This window comes from Curtobacterium sp. PhB170, assembly GCF_003752345.1.
In the GTDB taxonomy this organism is placed as follows: Bacteria; Actinomycetota; Actinomycetes; order Actinomycetales; family Microbacteriaceae; genus Curtobacterium.
In genome coordinates, this window is the sequence record NZ_RJUM01000009.1 from 237,417 (window position 1) to 255,861 (window position 18,445).

At 70.1% G+C, this 18,445-nt stretch carries 17 protein-coding genes; 6 read left to right on the plus strand and 11 right to left on the minus strand.

Annotation, left to right across the window (positions count from 1 at the left end; genetic code table 11):
* Positions 1-119 precede the first annotated feature (119 nt).
* The 5 genes from EDF40_RS05225 to EDF40_RS05245 form a co-directional block, all read right to left on the minus strand.
* On the minus strand, positions 120-1,037 hold the full coding sequence (locus tag EDF40_RS05225) for a type IV toxin-antitoxin system AbiEi family antitoxin domain-containing protein (RefSeq protein ID WP_123338868.1): 918 nt from the start codon (positions 1,035-1,037) through the stop codon (positions 120-122).
* 302 nt (positions 1,038-1,339) lie between these two features.
* Positions 1,340-1,720 carry a 50S ribosomal protein L7/L12 gene (gene rplL / locus EDF40_RS05230; protein ID WP_017888664.1) on the minus strand — a complete coding sequence of 127 codons (381 nt, stop codon included), beginning with the start codon at positions 1,718-1,720 and terminating at the stop codon, positions 1,340-1,342.
* Positions 1,721-1,771: 51 nt separating this feature from the next.
* On the minus strand, positions 1,772-2,287 hold the full coding sequence (gene rplJ, locus EDF40_RS05235; protein WP_123292121.1) for a 50S ribosomal protein L10: 516 nt from the start codon (positions 2,285-2,287) through the stop codon (positions 1,772-1,774).
* 280 nt (positions 2,288-2,567) lie between these two features.
* Positions 2,568-4,088, minus strand: coding sequence for a HAMP domain-containing sensor histidine kinase (locus tag EDF40_RS05240; RefSeq protein WP_123338867.1), 1,521 nt, complete (start codon positions 4,086-4,088; stop codon positions 2,568-2,570).
* Positions 4,085-4,825 (minus strand): response regulator transcription factor, encoded by a 741-nt coding sequence (locus EDF40_RS05245; RefSeq protein ID WP_017888661.1) that lies wholly within the window; start codon positions 4,823-4,825, stop codon positions 4,085-4,087. Before EDF40_RS05245 ends, EDF40_RS05240 begins: the two co-directional genes overlap by 4 nt.
* Positions 4,826-4,929: 104 nt before the next feature.
* Here EDF40_RS05245 and EDF40_RS05250 point away from each other — a divergent pair, with 104 nt between their 5' ends.
* The 5 genes from EDF40_RS05250 to EDF40_RS05270 all read left to right on the plus strand — a co-directional run bounded on the left by EDF40_RS05250 (position 4,930) and on the right by EDF40_RS05270 (position 10,527).
* The gene (locus EDF40_RS05250) at positions 4,930-5,967 is read left to right on the plus strand and encodes an acyl-CoA/acyl-ACP dehydrogenase (protein ID WP_123338866.1); all 1,038 of its coding nucleotides are present in this window, start codon (positions 4,930-4,932) and stop codon (positions 5,965-5,967) included.
* Complete coding sequence (locus tag EDF40_RS05255; protein WP_260212557.1) at positions 5,964-7,319, plus strand: bifunctional PIG-L family deacetylase/class I SAM-dependent methyltransferase; 1,356 nt, start codon at positions 5,964-5,966, stop codon at positions 7,317-7,319. Before EDF40_RS05250 ends, EDF40_RS05255 begins: the two co-directional genes overlap by 4 nt.
* On the plus strand, positions 7,316-8,026 hold the full coding sequence (locus EDF40_RS05260) for a glycosyltransferase (RefSeq protein ID WP_185002792.1): 711 nt from the start codon (positions 7,316-7,318) through the stop codon (positions 8,024-8,026). The genes EDF40_RS05255 and EDF40_RS05260 overlap by 4 nt, the downstream gene beginning before the upstream one ends.
* Positions 8,027-8,155: 129 nt before the next feature.
* Positions 8,156-9,715 (plus strand): ABC transporter permease, encoded by a 1,560-nt coding sequence (locus EDF40_RS05265; RefSeq protein WP_123338863.1) that lies wholly within the window; start codon positions 8,156-8,158, stop codon positions 9,713-9,715.
* Between the two features lie 134 nt (positions 9,716-9,849).
* Positions 9,850-10,527 carry an ABC transporter ATP-binding protein gene (locus EDF40_RS05270; RefSeq protein WP_111084468.1) on the plus strand — a complete coding sequence of 226 codons (678 nt, stop codon included), beginning with the start codon at positions 9,850-9,852 and terminating at the stop codon, positions 10,525-10,527.
* A 60-nt stretch (positions 10,528-10,587) separates the two neighbouring features.
* Here the strand turns inward: EDF40_RS05270 and EDF40_RS05275 are convergent, their stop codons facing one another.
* The 6 genes from EDF40_RS05275 to EDF40_RS05300 form a co-directional block, all read right to left on the minus strand.
* The gene (locus tag EDF40_RS05275) at positions 10,588-11,529 is read right to left on the minus strand and encodes a hypothetical protein (RefSeq protein WP_148053793.1); all 942 of its coding nucleotides are present in this window, start codon (positions 11,527-11,529) and stop codon (positions 10,588-10,590) included.
* Positions 11,530-11,669: 140 nt separating this feature from the next.
* The gene (locus EDF40_RS05280) at positions 11,670-12,509 is read right to left on the minus strand and encodes a carbohydrate ABC transporter permease (RefSeq protein WP_111084253.1); all 840 of its coding nucleotides are present in this window, start codon (positions 12,507-12,509) and stop codon (positions 11,670-11,672) included.
* Positions 12,502-13,497 (minus strand): carbohydrate ABC transporter permease, encoded by a 996-nt coding sequence (locus EDF40_RS05285; RefSeq protein ID WP_111084254.1) that lies wholly within the window; start codon positions 13,495-13,497, stop codon positions 12,502-12,504. The genes EDF40_RS05280 and EDF40_RS05285 overlap by 8 nt, the downstream gene beginning before the upstream one ends.
* A 224-nt stretch (positions 13,498-13,721) precedes the next feature.
* Positions 13,722-15,023 (minus strand): ABC transporter substrate-binding protein, encoded by a 1,302-nt coding sequence (locus tag EDF40_RS05290; RefSeq protein ID WP_123338861.1) that lies wholly within the window; start codon positions 15,021-15,023, stop codon positions 13,722-13,724.
* A 115-nt stretch (positions 15,024-15,138) separates the two neighbouring features.
* Positions 15,139-16,284, minus strand: a complete 1,146-nt coding sequence (locus EDF40_RS05295; protein ID WP_123338860.1) for a Gfo/Idh/MocA family protein — start codon at positions 16,282-16,284, stop codon at positions 15,139-15,141.
* Complete coding sequence (locus EDF40_RS05300) at positions 16,281-17,027, minus strand: sugar phosphate isomerase/epimerase (RefSeq protein ID WP_123292112.1); 747 nt, start codon at positions 17,025-17,027, stop codon at positions 16,281-16,283. The genes EDF40_RS05295 and EDF40_RS05300 overlap by 4 nt, the downstream gene beginning before the upstream one ends.
* A 144-nt stretch (positions 17,028-17,171) precedes the next feature.
* Between EDF40_RS05300 and EDF40_RS05305 the strand changes: the two genes are divergently transcribed.
* On the plus strand, positions 17,172-18,383 hold the full coding sequence (locus EDF40_RS05305) for an ROK family protein (protein ID WP_185002799.1): 1,212 nt from the start codon (positions 17,172-17,174) through the stop codon (positions 18,381-18,383).
* Positions 18,384-18,445 lie beyond the last annotated feature (62 nt).

The window sequence follows — 18,445 nt, forward strand, 5'->3', positions numbered from 1 at the left end:
GCCAACTGTTCGCAGACATCTGTCGCTCTGCTAGGAGGCCCGGCCCGGCGCCGGTAAGAAGTGTCGCTTTGGCAACACGATCGGTCTGACCTCCGCCCACCCACCGACAACCGAACCGGTCAGCGGCACGGCACGCCGTGCTGTCGGAACAGCGAACGGAGCCGTTCCGGTGCCACGACGTGCTCCCAGTAGACACGGACGAAGCCGTTCACCTCCGATCGACCCCGGACACGGTCTTCACGCTGCTTCTCGGTCCACACGGCTTCGACGCCGGTCTTCCCTCCGAGCATCCCGGCGTCCTCGTACTTCTGTCGACCGTCGAACTCCACGACGATGCCCTGGCGTGGCAGCCAGAAGTCCACGCGGTCGACACGGCCGTCCGGCGAGCGGAACTCGTGCTGCGGTTCCCAGTCCGGACAGTGCAACTCGGCAGCGCGGACGGCCAGGTACGACTCACCGACCGACTCGTGGCGCACATCACAGATCGCCAGGGCCTGCTCGAGCCGCACCGCACCCCACGGACCTCCGGCGGCGCACAGACGCTCGAGTTCCCCGCGTTCGACACCGCTCCGCATCGCATGATCGAGCCCCACGACGGCATCGGCGAGGGTGCCACGCCGAGCGTTCTCGACGGTGGTCTGCGCCAGCGCGGTGAACGGGACACCGTGGAACAGCTTTCCCGACCGCTCGGGCGCACCGGCGTGGACGGTCAGTCCAACGCGGTGCCGATCGTGCTCGAGCCCGGCGTCGACGGCCTGGACACGCTCGGGCCACGGATCGAGTCGTGGCAGACCGAACACTGCGGCAGCCGAGTCGAGCGCGAACACCGCGTCGGACCGGAGCAACGGGATGACGGCCCGCATCCGGACGAGGTGTCGGGAGCGACCGTCCAGAGCCTCCCAGTGCGCACGTTCGACGTAGACGCCGTGCCGGACGCGCACGAGCTCGCCAGCCCGCTGCCGTCGCTGGAGATGGCGGGCGCCAGCCCGGTCGAGGTCGTTCGTGCGGAGGATGTCGATGGCGTTGGCGGGATGCATGACAGCACACTGTCGCTCCAGACGACCGGTCTCAGGAAACTGAGCCGATCTGTGGACAACCGCCGCGCCTCCCGGCGGTCAACAGTGTCCTGCCAAAGCGACAGATCTCAGCAGTCCCCGACTGGCTGTACTGCCATCGCGACAGAATGCCGCGAACAGTTGGCGCCACTCTGTCGCTTTGGCGGAAGCGCCACACACCCGCACACGCACCGCCGCACCGCACCCCGCCGCACCGCACCCCGAGCAACGACGAAGGCCGCCACCCCGAGGGGCAGCGGCCTTCGTGAACCGAACGGTCGAGACTACGCGAGCTCGATCGTGGCGCCAGCGGCCTCGAGGGTCGCCTTCGCCTTGTCGGCGGTCTCCTTGTTCGCACCCTCGAGGATCTTGGCGTCGGCGGTCTCGACGAGCGCCTTTGCCTCACCGAGGCCGAGCGACGTCAGGCCACGGACCTCCTTGATGACCTGGATCTTCTTGTCACCAGCGGACTTGAGGATGACGTCGAACTCGGTCTTCTCCTCAGCGGCCTCGGCCGGGGCAGCGGCGGCCGGAGCGGCAGCAGCGGCCGGGGCAGCAGCGGTGACCTCGAAGACCTCTTCGAACTTCTTCACGAAGTCCGAGAGCTCGATGAGCGTGAGCTCCTTGAAGGCCTCGATGAGCTCGTCCTGCGAAAGCTTCGCCATGATTTTCTCCTACTACTCAGTAATACGTGTGGTTGTGGAACGCGAGCCTGATCAGGCCGCGGACTCCTGCTTCTCGCGAAGGGCGTCCACGGTGCGGACGGCCTGCGAGAGGGGGGCCTGGAACAGGTACGCAGCACCGAACAGCGAGGCCTTGAAGGCGCCGGCGAGCTTGCCGAGCAGAACTTCACGGGACTCGAGGTCGGCGAGCTTGTCCACCTCGGTCGCGGTGAGCGGGTTACCGTCGAAGTAACCGCCCTTCACCACGAGCTCGGGGTTCGCCTTGGCGAATGCACGCAGCGACTTCGCGACGGCGACGGTGTCACCGTGGACGAAGGCGAGAGCGGACGGACCGGCGAGTTCCTCGTCGAACGAGGAGATGCCGGCGTTGTTCGCCGCGATCTTGGTCAGCGTGTTCTTCACCACGGCGTACGTGGCGTGCTCACGGATCGAGTTGCGGAGCTCCTTGAGCTGCGCGACCGTGAGACCGCGGTACTCGGTGAGCAGAACGGCGTTCGAGCTACGGAAGGACTCCGTGAGCTCGGCGACCGCAGCTTCCTTGTTCGCCATGGTTCTCCTTGGGGTTTCTTGCCGGTAGCCCCAGGTCCACGAACGAAAAAAGCTCCGGCGCAGAGGCTCGGAGCTGCTCTCACCAGATGGTGGGAGTGGTTCGGAACACCTGCGCGGGATGCCTCACGAGTGAGGACCTTCGGTCACGATGTTCACAACCACGTTGCGAGCAGCACGACATCCGGCGGTCTTTGGCTTCGAGAACAGTAGCAGATGCCGTGGACGAGACCAAACACCGGTCTGGAGGCGCGGTGTGGGCCCGCCCCGCGCCTCCTGGCCGTCAGTGGGTCGTGTCCACCGCAGCGGGCGTCCCCGACCAATCAGCGGACACCGCAGAAGCAGCCGACGCGGCCGACTCCGACGCGGCCGACTCCGACGCAGCGGACGGATCCACCGGCAGGTGCACCGTGAACACGGTGTCGCCCGGCACGCTCGCCACCTCGACGCTGCCGCCGTGCGCCTGCACGACCGCGTCCACGATCGCGAGCCCGAGCCCTGTCGACCCCACGGTGCGCGACCGCGAGCTGTCGGCACGGGCGAACCGCTCGAACAGCTTCGGCAGGAACTCCGGGTCGATGCCCTGGCCGGTGTCCCGCACGGTCAGGTCCACGCCGGGGCCGGACGGCGACGGCGCGAGACCCACCGTGATGCGGGTGCCCTCTGGTGTGTGGGTCCTGGCGTTGGTGACGAGGTTCACGATCACCTGGTGCAGGCGTGCGGCGTCCCCCACGACCACGACGGGCGAGGACGGCACGTCGATCTCGATGACGTGCTCGGGCGATGCGGCGTGGGCGTCGTTGACGGCGTCGAGCACGAGGCCGGTCAGGTCGACCTCGTCGAACTGGATCTCGCGCCCCTCGTCGAGGCGGGCGAGGAGCAGCAGGTCCTCGACCATGGACGTCATCCGGATCGACTCGGACTCGATGCGGCTCATGGCGTAGACGACGTCCTTCGGCAGGTCACCGCCCATCCGACGGGTGAGCTCGGCGTACCCGCGCACCGAGGCGAGCGGGGTGCGGAGCTCGTGCGAGGCGTCCGCGACGAACTGCCGGACCTTCTGCTCGGACCGTTCCCGCGCCTGCATGGCGCCTGCGATGTGCCCGAGCATCCGGTTGAAGGCGCTGCCGACCCGGCCCACCTCGGTGCGGGGGTCGGTGTCGGGTACGCGGACGCCATCCAGGGCGTCACTGCGGTCGAGGGGCATCCGGGCCACGGTCGAGGCGGTCTCGGCGACGCGCTCGAGCGGGCGCAGCGAACGCCGGACCACGACGGCGGCGACGATCGACGCGGCGAGCAGCGCGGTGCCGACGACGATGACGACCACCCAGAACAGCGACCAGACGCTGGCGTAGACCGGGGCCATCGGCAGCCCGACGACCAGGACGGCGGGACCGACGGTGACGGCGGTGAGCCGGTAGCGCCCGATGTCCGAGCCGAGGTCGACGGTCTCCGGGTCGCCGCCCACGCGCACCTGGCCGAGGGCCGAGGCACTCGACTGCGTGATGGAGCTCGGTCGCCCGTAGTCGTCGAGGACGTTCGCGATGACGACCTGCCCGTCCACGAAGTAGGCGGTCAGGGTCCCCGCGGCCTGCCCCGACGGACGGGACAGGTCGATGCTCGGCTGCCCGCTCTGGTTCTGCTCGAGGTAGCGCTGCGCTCGGTGGGTGGCGCTGGTGATCTGCTTGTCGATCGCACCCGTCTGGATCGACGAGAGCGCGATGATGCTCACCGCCCCGATCACCGCGCTGACGGCGACGACGAGGGCGACGATGCTCAGGACGAGCCGACGCCGGAGGGTCACGAGGTGGGCTTGATGACGTACCCGACGCCGCGCACCGTGTGGATCATCGGGGTCTCACCGGCGTCGATCTTCTTGCGCAGGTAGGAGATGTAGATCTCGACGACCGAGGACTTGCCGCCGAAGTCGTACGACCACACGCGGTCCAGGATCTGCGCCTTCGACAGCACGCGCCGGGGGTTGCGCATCAGGAAGCGGAGGAGCTCGAACTCGGTGGCGGTCAGCTCGATCGGCCGGCCGGCACGGTGCACCTCGTACGACTCCTCGTCGAGCACCAGGTCGCCGACGACGATGCGGGAGTCGCCGGCCTCGGAGATCGAGATCTGCGAGCGGCGGATGAGGCCTCGCAGTCGCGCCACGACCTCCTCGAGGGAGAACGGCTTGGTGACGTAGTCGTCGCCGCCGGCGGTGAGCCCGGTCACGCGGTCCTCGACCGAGTCCTTCGCGGTGAGGAACAGCACCGGGGTGTCGTCGTTGTTCTGCCGCAGCCGGCTGAGCACCTGCAGACCGTCGAGGTCCGGCATCATCACGTCGAGCACCATCGCGTCGGGCTTGAACTCCCGCGCCGTCGTCAGGGCGTCCTGCCCGCCGTTCGCGCTCTTGACGTCCCAGCCCTCGTAGCGGAGCGCCATGGACAACAGGTCGGTGAGGCTGGCTTCGTCGTCGACGACCAGGATGCGCAACGGGGTTCCGTCGGCACGCGTGAGGCGCGGGGCTGCTGCAGGCTGGGAGATGGTCACGTCTTCGAGTATCGAGGAATTCCTATGAGCTGTCTGTGGGCTGCCCCTCCGCGCTCTGTGGATCGCTCCGAGTGCACTCGGCCGCTCCTTCGTAGGTTGGGGGGATGCTGCGATCCTCCGCTTGGCCACCGTCCGCCAGGCACGTCGACACCGCGGGGATCGAGGAGACGGCCGGGAGGCCCGGCTCGAGCCCGGCAGACCGTCTGACGGCCGCGCGCACACTCGCCGCCACCACCCCGCTCCTGTCCGCGGGGACCGCCGGCGGCTTCCTCGCCACACTCGCCGCCGTCGCCGCGGGCGACGTCGCGACCGCCCGCACCGTCGAACCGCACCTCGACGCGCTCGGCATCCTGCAGCAGGCCGACGTGCCGGTCCCCGCCGACTCGACCTGGGGCGTCTTCGCCGCCGAGGGCCCGGGACTCCGCCTCGAGGCCGCACTGCAGGACGACGGCACGGCGCTCTTGACCGGCACGAAGCCGTGGTGCTCCCTCGCGTCGACGCTGTCGCACGCGCTGGTGACCGCGCACGCCGGCGACGACCGTGTCCTCGTCGCGGTGGACCTGCGACAGGACGGCGTCACCCCGCACGACGAGGCCTGGGTCGCCCGGGGCATGCCCGACGTGCCGAGCGGCCCGGTGGACTTCGACGGCGCCACGGCACGGCTCGTCGGCGCACCCGGCTGGTACCTGCGGCGACCGGGCTTCGCGTGGGGCGGCATCGGCGTCGCCGCGTGCTGGTGGGGCGGTGCGGTGGGCCTCGGCCGGATCCTGCGCGCGCTGGCCGCGGCCCACCCGGAGTCCGAACTGCTGCAGGCCGCCCTCGGTGCGACCGTGCTCGACCTCGCGGACGCCGAGGACGCCCTCGCCGACGCCGCCGCACGGATCGACCGGTCCGAGGCCGCCGATGCTCCCGACGCCGACTGGCCGCTGCTCGCCCAGACGGTGCGCTCCCGGGTGCGCCGAGCGGTGGACGCCGTGCGCGAGCGGGTCGTCGCCACCGTCGGCCCGGCTCCCCTGACCTCGGACCCCGCGGTCGCGGCGCGGGTCGCCGACCTCGAGCTCTACGTGCTGCAGGACCACGGGGCCCGTGACCTCGCCCGGATCGGCCGCATCGTGACGGAGCGCGGCGGTGTCGCGTGGTGAGCTTCGACCACCGCGAGCCGGGCACCGACCCCGCGGCGTGGACACCGTTCCTCGACGCGCTCTCGGCCGCACCCGTCGACCTGGACGGCATCGGCTCCGTGGTGGTCCTCGCGCCGCACCCCGACGACGAGACCCTCGGTGCCGGCGGGCTCATCGCGGCCGCAGCCGACGCGGGACTCCCCACCCACGTCGTGCTCCTCACCCGCGGCGAGCGCTCGCACCCGGACTCCCCCACCACGACGGCGTCGGAGCTGGCCACCGTGCGCGACGACGAGTTCACCCGGGCCCTCGCCACGCTGCACCCCGGGGCGAGGGCGTCGTCGGTCAGGATCCCCGACGGCGGGACGCGGGAGCACCGGGACGAGGTCACCGACGCCCTGCGGCGAGCGCTCGACGACGCCGCGCGGCCGACGCTCGTGGTGGCGCCGTGGCGCGGGGACGGTCACCGGGACCACCGCATCGCTGGTGAGGTCGCCGAAGCGGTGACCGCCGATGCCACCGAGGTGTCGCTGCTGACGTACCCGATCTGGGCGTGGCACTGGGACGCCCCGTCCGCGTCCGCACAGCCGTGGGACCGAGCCCGGGGCCTGCCGTTGGCCGACGCCGTCCGGGAACGGAAGCGCGCCGCCCTCGACGCCTACGCCTCGCAGGTCCGCCCGCTGTCCGGTGCCGCCGGAGACGAGGCGATCGTCGACGACCGGCACGCCGCGCACCACCTGCGGTCGACCGAGTGGTTCTTCGCGCTCGAGCCGACGGCGTCGCGCTCGCGGGAGTCGTTCGACGCGCACTACGAGCGGAAGCCGGAGGGCTGGGACTTCGAGCGCTCCTGGTACGAACGCCGCAAGCGGGCGGTGACGCTCGCCGCGCTCCCCCGCGAGCGGTACCGGTCCGCGCTCGAGCTCGGCTGCGCCACGGGCGTCCTCACGGCAGCACTCGCCGAACGGGCCGACGCCGTGCTCGGCACCGACATCTCGGCCGCACCGTTGGCCCGGGCTGCCGTCCGTGCGCCGGGGGCCCGGTTCGTGCAGGCCTCGCTGCCCGCCGAGTGGCCGACGGGTCGGTGGGACCTCGTCGTGATGTCCGAGGTGGGTTACTACCTGTCCCCCGCCGACCTCGACGAGACGATCGACCGGGTGCTGGCGTCGCTCGACGACGACGGCGTGCTGGTCGCCTGCCACTGGCGCCACCCCGACGACGAGGCGGTGTCGAGCGGTGACGCGGTGGACGCCCGGCTCGCGGAACGGTGGCCACGACCGGCGCTCGTCCGCCACGTCGAACCGGACTTCGTGCTGAGCGTGCTGCCCGGCCCCGGCGTCGTGTCGGTCGCACGGGCCGAGGGACTCGTCCGGTGACCGCGCCCTCCGGCGTCACGCGGATCGACGTCGTGCTGCCCGCCCACGACGAGGAGGACCGCATCGCCGCCTGCCTCGACGCCCTGCTCGCCGCCCGCGCCCGACTCGCCGAGGAGCACCCCGACGTGGCGGTCTCGGTGACCGTCGTGCTCGACGGCTGCACCGACGACACGGCGACGGTCGTCGAGCGCTTCCCCGTCGACGTCGTCGCGACCGCCCACGTCGGCGTCGGTCGGGCGCGCACCATCGGCGCCACGCACGCGCTCCGGCGGCACCCCGCCGACCCGGCGTCCCGCTGGCTCGCCCACTCCGATGCGGACTCGCGGGTACCGGAGGGCTGGCTCGTCCAGCAGGCCGACGCCCTCCGCTCCGGGGCGCACGTGCTCGTCGGCGCCGTCGTCCCCGACCCGGACGACCTGGACCCGGTCGTGCTCGCCCGGTGGACGCAGGCGCACCCGCCCGGTGCCGCGCTCGGGCACGTGCACGGCGCGAACCTCGGCGTGCTGGCATCGGCGTACCTGGCGCTCGGCGGGTTCGACCCCGTCCCCGAGCACGAAGACGTCCGGCTCGTCGAGCGGGCGCACGCGATGGGGTTCCGCGTCGACGCGACGGTCGACCTGCCCGTGGTGACGAGCGGTCGGTTCGCCGGCCGGACGCCCGGCGGCTACGCGGAGCACCTGCGTCGGGAGTACGGCGACGCGAGCTGAGGGCCCCTTAGACAGCTCATAGGCTGCCGATGGGGCGGCCACTGACCGGCTGCCTACGTTCTCCTCCGTCGGCCCCGCCGTGCGCTCTGCGCGGCCGGTGACCCCAGCCGGCCACCACCGAGGAGAACCATGTTCCTGACCTACCTCAGGCGCGAACTCACGAACCGCAAGAAGCAGACCGTCATCATCGCGATCGGCATGGCGTTGGCCATCGCCCTCGTGGTCATCGTGTCCTCGATCGCGGGCGGCGTGAAGGCGGCCCAGTCCAGCGTCCTGCAGTCCGTGTACGGCGTCGGCACCGACATCACCGTCACGAAGACGACGACCCCGAGCGCGTCGGGCTCCGGTCGGCCGAGCTTCGACTTCGGCAGCCAGAGCGGTGACGACAGCGACAGCAGCGGTTCGACCGACCTGTCGCAGTCACGGCTCGCCGTCGCCCGCGGCACGAGCACGCTCAGCGCCACGAACCTCACGACCGTGACGGGCACCGACGGCGTCAAGGCGGCGACCGGTGTCCTGACCCTCGAGAACAGCACGTTCTCGGGGCAGGTCCAGCAGTCGACCGACGGCAGCAGCACGGACAGCAGCAGCTCCGACAGCAGCAGCACGGACAGCTCCACCCAGCAGGGCCCGCCGAGCGGCGACTCCGGCCAGGGCGGCGGCTTCGGCGGCGGCTCGTTCAACGTCGACTCGTTCACCGTGACCGGCATCCCGGTCTCCGGCGACGCCGTCGGCCCCCTGACCAGCACCGAGCTCACCAAGGGCCGCACGTTCACCGCGAAGGACGCGGGCAAGGACGTCGTCGTGCTGGACGCGTCCTACGCGAAGAGCGAGTCGAAGGCGGTCGGCGACACCGTCGACATCGGCGGCACCGACTTCGAGGTCATCGGCATCGTCACCTCGACGGGCTCGTCGTCGACGACCGGCTCGAACACCTACATCCCCCTCGACACCGCGCAGGCACTGGCAGACCTCGACGGCAAGGTCACCTCGATCTACGTGTCCGCCGAGTCCTCGTCGGACGTCAGCGCGATCAAGACCGCCCTGCAGCAGAAGCTCACCACCGCCACGGTCTCCACCGAGTCCGACCTGGCGTCGAGCGTCTCCGGTTCGCTGAGCACGGCGTCGAGCCTCGTCTCGAACCTCGGCACCTGGCTGTCGATCGTCGTGCTGGCGGCGGCGTTCCTCATCGCGATCCTCTTCACGATCTCCGGCGTCACGAGGCGAACCCGCGAGTTCGGCACCCTCAAGGCCATCGGCTGGTCGAACGGCCGCATCACCCGCCAGGTCGCCGGCGAGTCCCTCGTGCAGGGCCTCATCGGCGGTGTCCTCGGCGCCGCAGCCGGTCTGATCGGCATCCTCGTGGTGAACGTCATCAGCCCGACCATCTCGGCGAGCGCGTCGAGCACGACCGGTGGCGGCGGCGCGGGTGGCGGCGGTGGCATGCCCGGTGCCGCGGCGACCACGGCCGCGGGCAGCGGCACGACGGGCGGTGCCCCGGCCGGCGGCTTCGGCGGCGGTGCGAGCACCGCGTCGACGACCGACGTCGTCCTGCACGCCCCGGTGACCGTCGAGGTGATCCTGCTGGCGATCGGCCTCGCGATCCTCGGTGGCCTCATCGCCGGCGCACTCGGCGGCTGGCGCGCGAGCAAGCTCCGCCCGGCCGAGGCCCTGCGGAGCGTGGCCTGATGCCCGGCCCCGCCACCGGCGCGGTGCCGACCGCCGGACCCGCACCGACCCCGAGCACGCGACCAGAAGGAGTGACAGTGACCAGCACCGACACCGCACCGGGCCAGGCGGAGGCGAGCCGCGCCTCCAGTCCGATGTACCGGCTGACCAACGTCAGCAAGACGTACAAGCAGAAGAACCGCACCGTCACCGCCCTGACGAACGTGGACCTGACGATCCCGCAGGGACAGCTCGTGGCGATCCAGGGGCCGACCGGCGGCGGGAAGTCGACGCTGCTGCAGATGCTCGGGGCACTCGACCGGCCGACGGCCGGCTCGATCCACCTCGGCGGCGACCGCGACGTGGCGAAGCTCGGCGACCGTGCGCTGACCGACCTGCGGGCGACGGAGATCGGCTTCGTGTTCCAGAGCTTCAACCTCATCCCGACGCTGACCGCGCTCGAGAACGTCGAGACGGCGTTCGCGGGGTCGCTCGCGAACCGGGCACGCTCGGAGATCCGCGAGCGGGCCACGGCGGCGCTCCGCGAGGTCGGTCTCGGCGAGCGGATGGAGCACCTGCCGGCCGAGCTCTCCGGCGGGCAGCAGCAGCGCGTCGCGATCGCCCGCGCCCTGGTGAAGAACCCGAGCGTGCTGCTGGCGGACGAGCCGACCGGCGCGCTCGACGAGGGCACCCGCGATGAGATCATGGGGCTCATCGAGAAGCAGTGGAAGGAACGCGGGCTCACGGTCGTCATCGTCACGCACGACTCGTGGGTGGCGAAGCGGGCCGAGCGTCGCCTGCACCTCAAGCAGGGGCAGGTGCGCGAGGTCTGAGGTGACCCGAGTCTCGCGGTGGGCGACAGTCCTCGTGGCCACGAGCCCGAGGACTGTCGCTCAGACCGAGTCTCGACCCACGGGGTAGTCGCAGTAGGCGAACCACCGCGAGTCCGGGGACCACGGCGGCACGTTGACCGTGCCCTGGCCGCCGTCGAGCACGACGAGGGTCTCCGGCACCTGCATGATCCGGGCGCCGCGGACGAGCACTCCGGGCAGCCGCCGCAGTTCCACGCGGTGGTCGGCCGGGTGGCCCTGCACCCCCGGCTCGTACGACAGGTAGAGCAGGTGCTCCCCGTCCGGCGAGACGTGCGGGAACCAGTTCACCCGGTCGTCGTTCGTGATCCGGACCGGGTCGGTCGCCCCTGGCCAGAGCGCGACGAGCTGCGCGGTGCCCGGTGTGAACCGCTCCGAGTTCCACACGAGCATCTCGCCCGCGAACGAGACGCCGTCGTCGGGGTGCTCGTCGCGGGTCAGGAACGTCGGTTCGCCGGTGGCGGGGTCGACGAGTGCGACGTCGGTGGTCCAGACGCCCGCCTCGGTGCGCTCCCCGACGATCGCCGCGAGGGTGTCCCCGTCCGGGGCGATGCCGTGCAGGTAGAACTTCCGGACGACCGGCAGCGCGGTGGTGACGTCGGTGAGGGTCGCCGCCGCTCCGCCGGCCGGCACCGGCACCCGGTACAGGTCCCCGTCGCGGCCGCTCACGACGACGGAGTTGCCCGACGGGTCGAGCACGTGATCGTTGTTGATCTCGGGCACACCGGGCATCGGCACCGGCACGAGTGCAGTCTCGTCGAGGACCTGTGCGCCGTCGGCGAGCGGCAGCAGCCACAGGTCGCCGCCGCCGTTCAGCAGGATCGTGCCGTCGTGCAGGACGTTCGGCGCCTCGACGAGGAGCGACGACGACTCGAAGACGAGGCGGCTCGTCCGTGACTCGAGGTCGTACACGTGCACCCGACTCGTCTGTCCTGGCAGCAGTTGCCGCCCGCGCGCTCCACTCATGCGCCCCATCCTGCCCGGGCGGCACTGACCGGAACGCGAAAGCGACAGATTCCCGGCGATGTTCGCCGGGAATCTGTCGCTTTCGCGGAGCTAAAGCTGGAGCTGGAGCTGGAGCTGGAGCTGAAGCTGAAGCCAGCTGCCTACTTCACCGCACCGGCGGTCAAGCCGGCCACGAACTGGCGCTGCACGATGAGGAACGCGATCACCACTGGGATGGACACGACCAGGGACGCGGCCATGATCTGGTTCCAGTACACGTTCGTCTGCGTCGAGTACTGCTGCAGACCGACCGCCAGGGTCTGCCCGTCGCCGTTGGTCATGACCGAGGCGAAGAGCACCTCGCCCCAGGCCGTCATGAACGAGTAGATGCCGACCGCGACCAGCCCCGGGCGGGCCGAGGGCAGGATGACCCGGAACAGGGCACCCATCGGGCCGGAACCGTCGACCATCGCGGCCTCGTCGAGCTCACGCGGGATGGTCTCGAAGTAGCCGGCGAGCATCCAGATCGAGAACGGGAGCGTGAACGTCAGGTACGTGATGATCAGGCCGGTCCAGCTGCCGACGAGCTGGATGCCGAGCGAGTTCCCGAGGTTCGTGAAGATGAGGAACAGCGGGAGCAGGAACAGCACGCCGGGGAACATCTGGGTGGAGAGCACCGCGGTGGTGAAGGTGCTCTTGCCCTTGAAGTTCCACCGCGAGACACCGTAGGCGGCGAACGTCGCGATGATCAGCGAGAACACCGTGGCGACCGTGCAGACCACGAGCGAGTTCACGAAGTACTTGCCGAGCGGCACCGTCGACCACATGTCGATGAACGGTTGGATGGTGATGTTCGTCGGGATCCACGTGAAGTCGTTCTGCACGTCACCGAGCGGCTTGATGGCCGTGGTGATCATCACGTAGAGGGGCACGACCGTGAACAGGGTCAGGATGACCAGGGTCACGACCTTGAAGGACTTGGCGCCGAATGTCTCACGCACGGACGGACCTCCGGTTGGTCACGGCGAGGTAGATGCCGGTAACGATGAGCAGGAAGATGAGGAGCAGGACGCTCATCGCGGCACCGGAGCCGAAGTTCCAGGTGATGAAGGACGCGTTGTAGATGTGGAAGCTCAGCAGGTCCGCGGCCGGGGGCTGCGCGGTCGAGCCGAACAGCACGAACGGCGTGTTGAAGTCGTTGAAGGTCCAGAGGAACATCACGAGCACGAGCGTCACGTTGACCGGGCGGACCATCGGCAGCGTGATCGAGCGCCACTGCCGGAACGGCTTCGCGCCGTCGACCGAGGCGGCCTCGTAGACGTCGTTCGGCACGGACTGCAGGCCGGCCATCAGCATCAGGAACGCGAAGGGCCAGGTCTTCCAGATCGCCACGACGACGACGGAGACGAAGGCGTTCGAGCCGATCAGCCAGAACGGGCCGGTGCCGTTGAACAGGTGCAACTGGTCGACCAGGACGTGGTTCACCGCGCCGGAGTCACGCTGGAACATGAACTTCCAGGTGATGATGCCGGCGTACATCGGCAGCGCGTACGGCACCAGGAACAGGGTGCGGAACAGACCGCGGCCCCTGAACGGCTTCTGCAGCGCGACCGCGGCGGCCATGCCGAAGGTCCAGGAGAGGCCGACGACGAGCACCGTGAAGCCGCAGGTGATCAGGAAGGAGTGCAGGACGCCCTTGCCGATCGCCTGGTCGAAGTCGACGACGACCGAGTAGTTGTGCAGTCCCGCGAAGGGTGCAGCGCCCCAGTTGGCGATGAAGTACTTGGTGAGCTGGATGAACGAGATCCAGATGCCGGTGAGCATCGGGACGATGTGGATGAGCAGCTCGAACAGGATGGCCGGCGCGACGAGCGCGTAGGGCAGCCAGTTGGTCTTGCGCTTGCGACCTGGCGGACGGCCCGACAGCGTCGAGCCCTTCGTGTGCGTCAGGTCGATGCGCTCCGCATCGGGCAGGACCGTCGTGGACATGGGCGGGGGCCTTTCGGCAGGAGGGGGTTCGGGTGCTTCGCACTCCGGTCCGTGGCAGCGGACGGGAGGCACGGCGTGCGTGAGACGGGACGCTCACTGCCGGCGGATGGCCGGCTCTGGGGCTGTGGGGCCGGTGACGACCTGCCCCGGCGCGTCCGGCTGTGGACGCGAGGGGTGGAGGCCCGGGGCGTCCTTGCGGACGCGCCCCGGGCCTCCTGGGTGGATCAGCCGTTCGCCTGGGACACCTGGTCCTGGGCGGTCTGCAGCGCGGTCTTGATGTCGCTGTCGGACACGGAGCCGCCGGTGGCGATCTTGGCGAACATGTCGTTCATCGCCTTGCCGACGGTGGATTCGAACTGGTCCTCGGCGGGGACCAGCGGGAGGGGCTTGGCCTTGTTGTTGTAGATGTCGAGGAACGTCTTCGTCTGCTCGTCGGTGACCGAGTCAGCCGCGGCGGCGAGCACCGGGAGGGCCGAGTACGGCTTGTCGAGCGTGGTCTGCGTGTCCGCGCTCGTCATGTACTTGACGAACTTGAGCGCGCCGTCCTTGTTCTTCGTGTTCTTGAAGATCGACAGGTTGATGCCGGCCGGGAACGACGCGATGTCCTCGCCGTCAGCGGTGGTCGGGAACGGCACGACGCCGAACTCGTCCGTCGTCATGCCCTGCGAGGTGATCGTCGCGTTCGCGTTGTTCTGCGTCAGCATCATCGCGGCCTTGCCGTTCGCGAAGTCCGAGACGGCCTGCGTGCCGTTGTCGTACTGCGCGTTCGAGGTGTTGACCACCTTGTCGGACTGCATCAGGTCGAGGTAGCGCTTGATGCCGTCGACGTTCGCCTTGTCGGTGAAGGTCGGCTTGCCGTCCTTGTCGAACCACTCGCCACCGTTCTGCGCCGAGGTGATGAACGCGAAGTGCGAGTTCTCGGTGTACGAACCACCCGCGATGGTGAAGCCGTACTTGCCGCCGGTCGTGAGCTTCTTGGCGTCCGCCGTGAGGTCTTCCCACGTGGTCGGTGCCTCGAGGCCGGCGTCCTTGAACATGGACTTGTTGTAGTACAGGCCGTACGCGAGGCCGTAGAGCGGGACGCTCGTGACGGTCTTGCCGGGGGCGCCACCGGTGGAGAGCGCGACCTTGCCGAACTTGTCGGCACCGCCGATCGCCTTCATCTCGGAGTCGCCGTACTCCTGGAACGCACCGGTCGCCTGGAGCGAGGTGGCCCAGGTGTTGCCGATGTTGACGACGTCCGGGCCCTGGCCCGAGGTGACGGCGGTCTGGATCTTCGTCTGCAGGTCGTTCCAGCCGATGACCTGGAGGTCGACCTTGATCCCGGTCTCCTTCGTGAACTTCTTGAGGACGGGGGTCAGCACCTCCTTGTCGTTCTGGAGCGACGTGCCCTGGTTGGACGCCCAGTAGGTGAGCGTCTTGGAGTCGCCGGAGGAACCGGACGATCCGGAGGAGCAGGCTGCGAGGCCGGTCACGGTGAGTGCGGCGGCCGCGGTGATGGCCAGTGCGCGGATGGCAGTGCGCATGACTCTCTACTTTCTCGTCGTTGAGATGGTGCAGGGATGGTGCAGGGATGGTGCAGGGGTGGTGCGGGATGGAACTTCGGGTGCTGCTGTGGTGTGCGGGGCGGATCCGGGCCGGTCAGGCCAGGGTCTGCTCCGCGGGGTCCCAACCCTCTGGGAGGGTCTGGGAGGGCGACACGGTGCTCTCGACGAGCACCGCCTCGCCACGTTCTGCCGCCTCGGCGATGGAGACCATCACGTCGAGGACGTGGAAGGCGAGGGCACCGGGGACCCGGTTTTCGTCGCCGGCGCGGAGCGAGCGGGCGAGGTCGACCACGCCGGTGCCGCGCGAGTAGGTGGAGCCGACCGCGGGGATCGTCTCGGGCTCCTCGGCGCCGAGCGCGTACAGCTCGGTGTCGCCGTCGAAGTTGTTCGGGTCCGGGAACACGACGGTGCCGGTCTCGCCCGCGATCTCGACGACGCCCGTGCGACCGCGGTCCGACTCGAACGAGAAGACGCTCTGCGCGCTCCCGCCGTCCTCGAACTCGATCAGTGCGGAGTGGTTCGTCGGGACGTCGACGGAGAACTCGGTGCCCGCCTTCGGGCCGGAGCCGATCGTGCGCGTGGCGCGGGACTTCGACGCCGTCGCCGTGACCTTCTTCACCGGACCGAACGTCTGCACCAGGGTGGTGATGTAGTACGGGCCGATGTCGAACAGCGGGCCCGCACCGTACGCGAAGAGGAACTCGGGGCTCGGGTGCCAGGACTCCGGGCCGGGGCTCTGGAAGAGCGTCAGGCCGTTGAGCGGCTTGCCGATGCGGCCGTCGCGGATGGTGCGGAGCGCGGTCTGCAGGCCGGCACCGAGGAAGGTGTCGGGTGCGACGCTGACCGTCTTGCCCGCGGCGCGTGCGGCGTCACGGAGTTCGGTCGCGCTCTCGCGGTCGAGGGCGTAGGGCTTCTCGCCCCACACGTGCTTGCCGGCGGCGAGGACCTGCAGGGCGACCTCGACGTGGGCGGCCGGGATCGTGAGGTTGACGACGATCTCGATGTCGTCGTCGGCCAGGAGCTCCTCGACGGTGCCCGACCCGGCGACGCCCCACTTCTCGGCCTGGGCGGCTGCGCGCGGCAGGTCGATGTCGGCGATGAAGCGGACCTCGACGTCGGGGAAGACGGTGAGGTTCGACAGGTACTGGTCGGAGATGACCCCGGCACCGATGACGCCGACGCCGACGCGGCCGGTCCGGGTGCTGCTGTCGAGGGCGGTGGACGCCGTGGTGTCGGTCATGCGCGGGCCCCCTCGAGGAACGTGTAGGAGTCGGCGACCGCCTGGAAGACGTCGCCCTCGTGGCCGTCGAGCTCGACGACGTGGAGTGCGTCGGGTGCGGCGGCGAGGATCTCGCGGATCGGCATGATGCCGTTGCCCACGGCGACCTGCTTGTCGTCGTCGTGCGAGCCGTCGCCGTCCTTGACGTGCAGGAACTCGATCTTGTCACCGTACTTGCCGATGATCGCCACCGGGTCGTCACCGCCGACCGTGACCCAGTAGGTGTCGAGCTCGAGCACGACGTCGTCGGACAGCGCGTCGGCGAAGACCTCGTAGGCGCTGACGCCGTCGATGCGGTTCGAGAACTCGAACGCGTGGTTGTGGTAACCGAGCACCAGGCCGTGGTCGGCCGCGCGGGGAGCGAGGGCGCTCAGTTCGCGGGCGATGGCCTCGACGTCCTCGCGGGTGGTCCAGCGGGCCTCGTCGATGTGCGGGTCGATCAGGGTGCCGAGTCCGACGGTGACGCTCGCGTGGAAGATCCGCTCAAGGTCCTGCTCGCCGGCGTCCAGCAGCCGTGCGTGTCCGCTCGGGGCGGCCAGGCCGGCGTCGCGCAGCGCGGCGGCGAGTTCGTCGGCGTTGTCGACGAAGCCGAAGGCCTCGACGTTCGTGTAGCCGATGTCGGCGATGCGCTGGAGCGTGCCGGGCAGGTCGGCCGAGAGGGCGTCGCGGACGGTGTAGAGCTGAACCGAGATCGGTTGGGTCACCAGGGGTTCTCCTCGTCGAGATGGTGCGGTCGTCACTGACCGAGCGTCACACTATGACCACTTCTGTCGGCGGTCAAGCAGAAGTTCGTGGAAGGTCGACGAACTTCGTTGCGTGGCGCGTTCGATGTGTGCTTCACTCCCCCCATGGTCGACTTGACTCGGACGGCAGCGTCGCCTCCGGTCGGGACGAGCGAGCTCTTCCAGATCCTCCGCGACGGCGTGCCGCGGACCCGGGCCGAGCTCGCCGCACTGACAGGACTCGCACGCTCCACCATCGGCGTGCGCCTGGACTCCCTCATCGAGGTCGGTCTCGTCGGCCCCGTCGACACCGCCGTCTCCACCGGAGGACGGCCGCCGGCCCAGGTGGCGCTGAAGCCCCGCGCCCGGCTCGTGATCGCCGCCGACCTCGGCGCCTCGCACGGCCGTGTCGCCGTCACCGACCTGGTCGCCGCCCCGCTCGCCACCCGTGAAGCACGCATCGACATCGCCGCCGGCCCGGTGGAGACCCTCTCGTGGCTCGTCGCCACCATCGACGAGCTGCTCGACGAGGTCGGCCGCGCCCGACAGGACGTCATCGCCATCGGCATCGGCGTGCCCGGTCCGGTCGAGTTCTCGACCGGGCGCCCGGCGAACCCCCCGATCATGCCCGGGTGGGACGGCTTCGACGTGCCGTCGTGGCTCCGCCAGCACATCGCGGCGCACGTCCTGCTCGACAACGACGTGAACATCGCGGCCCTCGGCGAACGGGAGCACGGCTGGCCCGACGTCGACCACCTGTTGTTCGTCAAGGTCGCCACCGGCATCGGGTCCGGCATCGTGTCGGACGGCGAACTGCAACGCGGCGCCCAGGGCACCGCCGGTGACATCGGCCACGTGCGGGTGTCCCGCGCCGGCGACGTCCCCTGCCACTGCGGCAACACCGGGTGCCTCGAGGCGGTGGCGTCCGGTCCGGCGATCGCCCGCGCCCTGCGCGCGAAGGGGCACGACGCCCACACCGGCGCGGACGTGCTGGACCTGGTGAACCGCTCCGACCTCGACGCGATCTACGCCGTCCGACAGGCGGGCCGCGACATCGGCGAGGTGCTCGCCACGTGCGTCTCGCTCATGAACCCGTCGGTGATCGTCCTGGGCGGCTCGATCACGCAGGCCGGGGAGCACTTGCTCGCCGGCGTCCGTGAGGTCGTCTACTCGCGGTCGATGCCGCTCGCCACCGAGCACCTCGTGATCGCCCAGTCGCGTGCGGGGTCGCTCGCCGCGCTGCAGGGAGCAGCGGCGCTCGCGATCGGCTACGCGCTCTCGCCCGCCGGGGTCGACGAGCTGGTCGCCTACGCCGAAGGGCGCGAGCTGGTCTCCTGACGTGTGCGCTGCGCCTCGTGAGCGCGTCGGATTCGGTCTTGCCGGTGGTCCGGGGGAGAATC

Excerpts from the sequence above, each read along its gene's own strand:
- EDF40_RS05225 (WP_123338868.1), bottom strand. The coding sequence starts at position 1,037 with ATGCATCCCGCCAACGCCATCGACATCCTCCGCACGAACGACCTCGAC.
- rplL (WP_017888664.1), bottom strand. The coding sequence starts at position 1,720 with ATGGCGAAGCTTTCGCAGGACGAGCTCATCGAGGCCTTCAAGGAGCTC.
- rplJ (WP_123292121.1), bottom strand. The coding sequence starts at position 2,287 with ATGGCGAACAAGGAAGCTGCGGTCGCCGAGCTCACGGAGTCCTTCCGT.
- EDF40_RS05250 (WP_123338866.1), top strand. The coding sequence starts at position 4,930 with ATGCTGCGATCCTCCGCTTGGCCACCGTCCGCCAGGCACGTCGACACC.
- EDF40_RS05265 (WP_123338863.1), top strand. The coding sequence starts at position 8,156 with ATGTTCCTGACCTACCTCAGGCGCGAACTCACGAACCGCAAGAAGCAG.
- EDF40_RS05270 (WP_111084468.1), top strand. The coding sequence starts at position 9,850 with ATGTACCGGCTGACCAACGTCAGCAAGACGTACAAGCAGAAGAACCGC.
- EDF40_RS05275 (WP_148053793.1), bottom strand. The coding sequence starts at position 11,529 with ATGAGTGGAGCGCGCGGGCGGCAACTGCTGCCAGGACAGACGAGTCGG.
- EDF40_RS05285 (WP_111084254.1), bottom strand. The coding sequence starts at position 13,497 with ATGTCCACGACGGTCCTGCCCGATGCGGAGCGCATCGACCTGACGCAC.
- EDF40_RS05290 (WP_123338861.1), bottom strand. The coding sequence starts at position 15,023 with ATGCGCACTGCCATCCGCGCACTGGCCATCACCGCGGCCGCCGCACTC.
- EDF40_RS05295 (WP_123338860.1), bottom strand. The coding sequence starts at position 16,284 with ATGACCGACACCACGGCGTCCACCGCCCTCGACAGCAGCACCCGGACC.
- EDF40_RS05305 (WP_185002799.1), top strand. The coding sequence starts at position 17,172 with ATGGTCGACTTGACTCGGACGGCAGCGTCGCCTCCGGTCGGGACGAGC.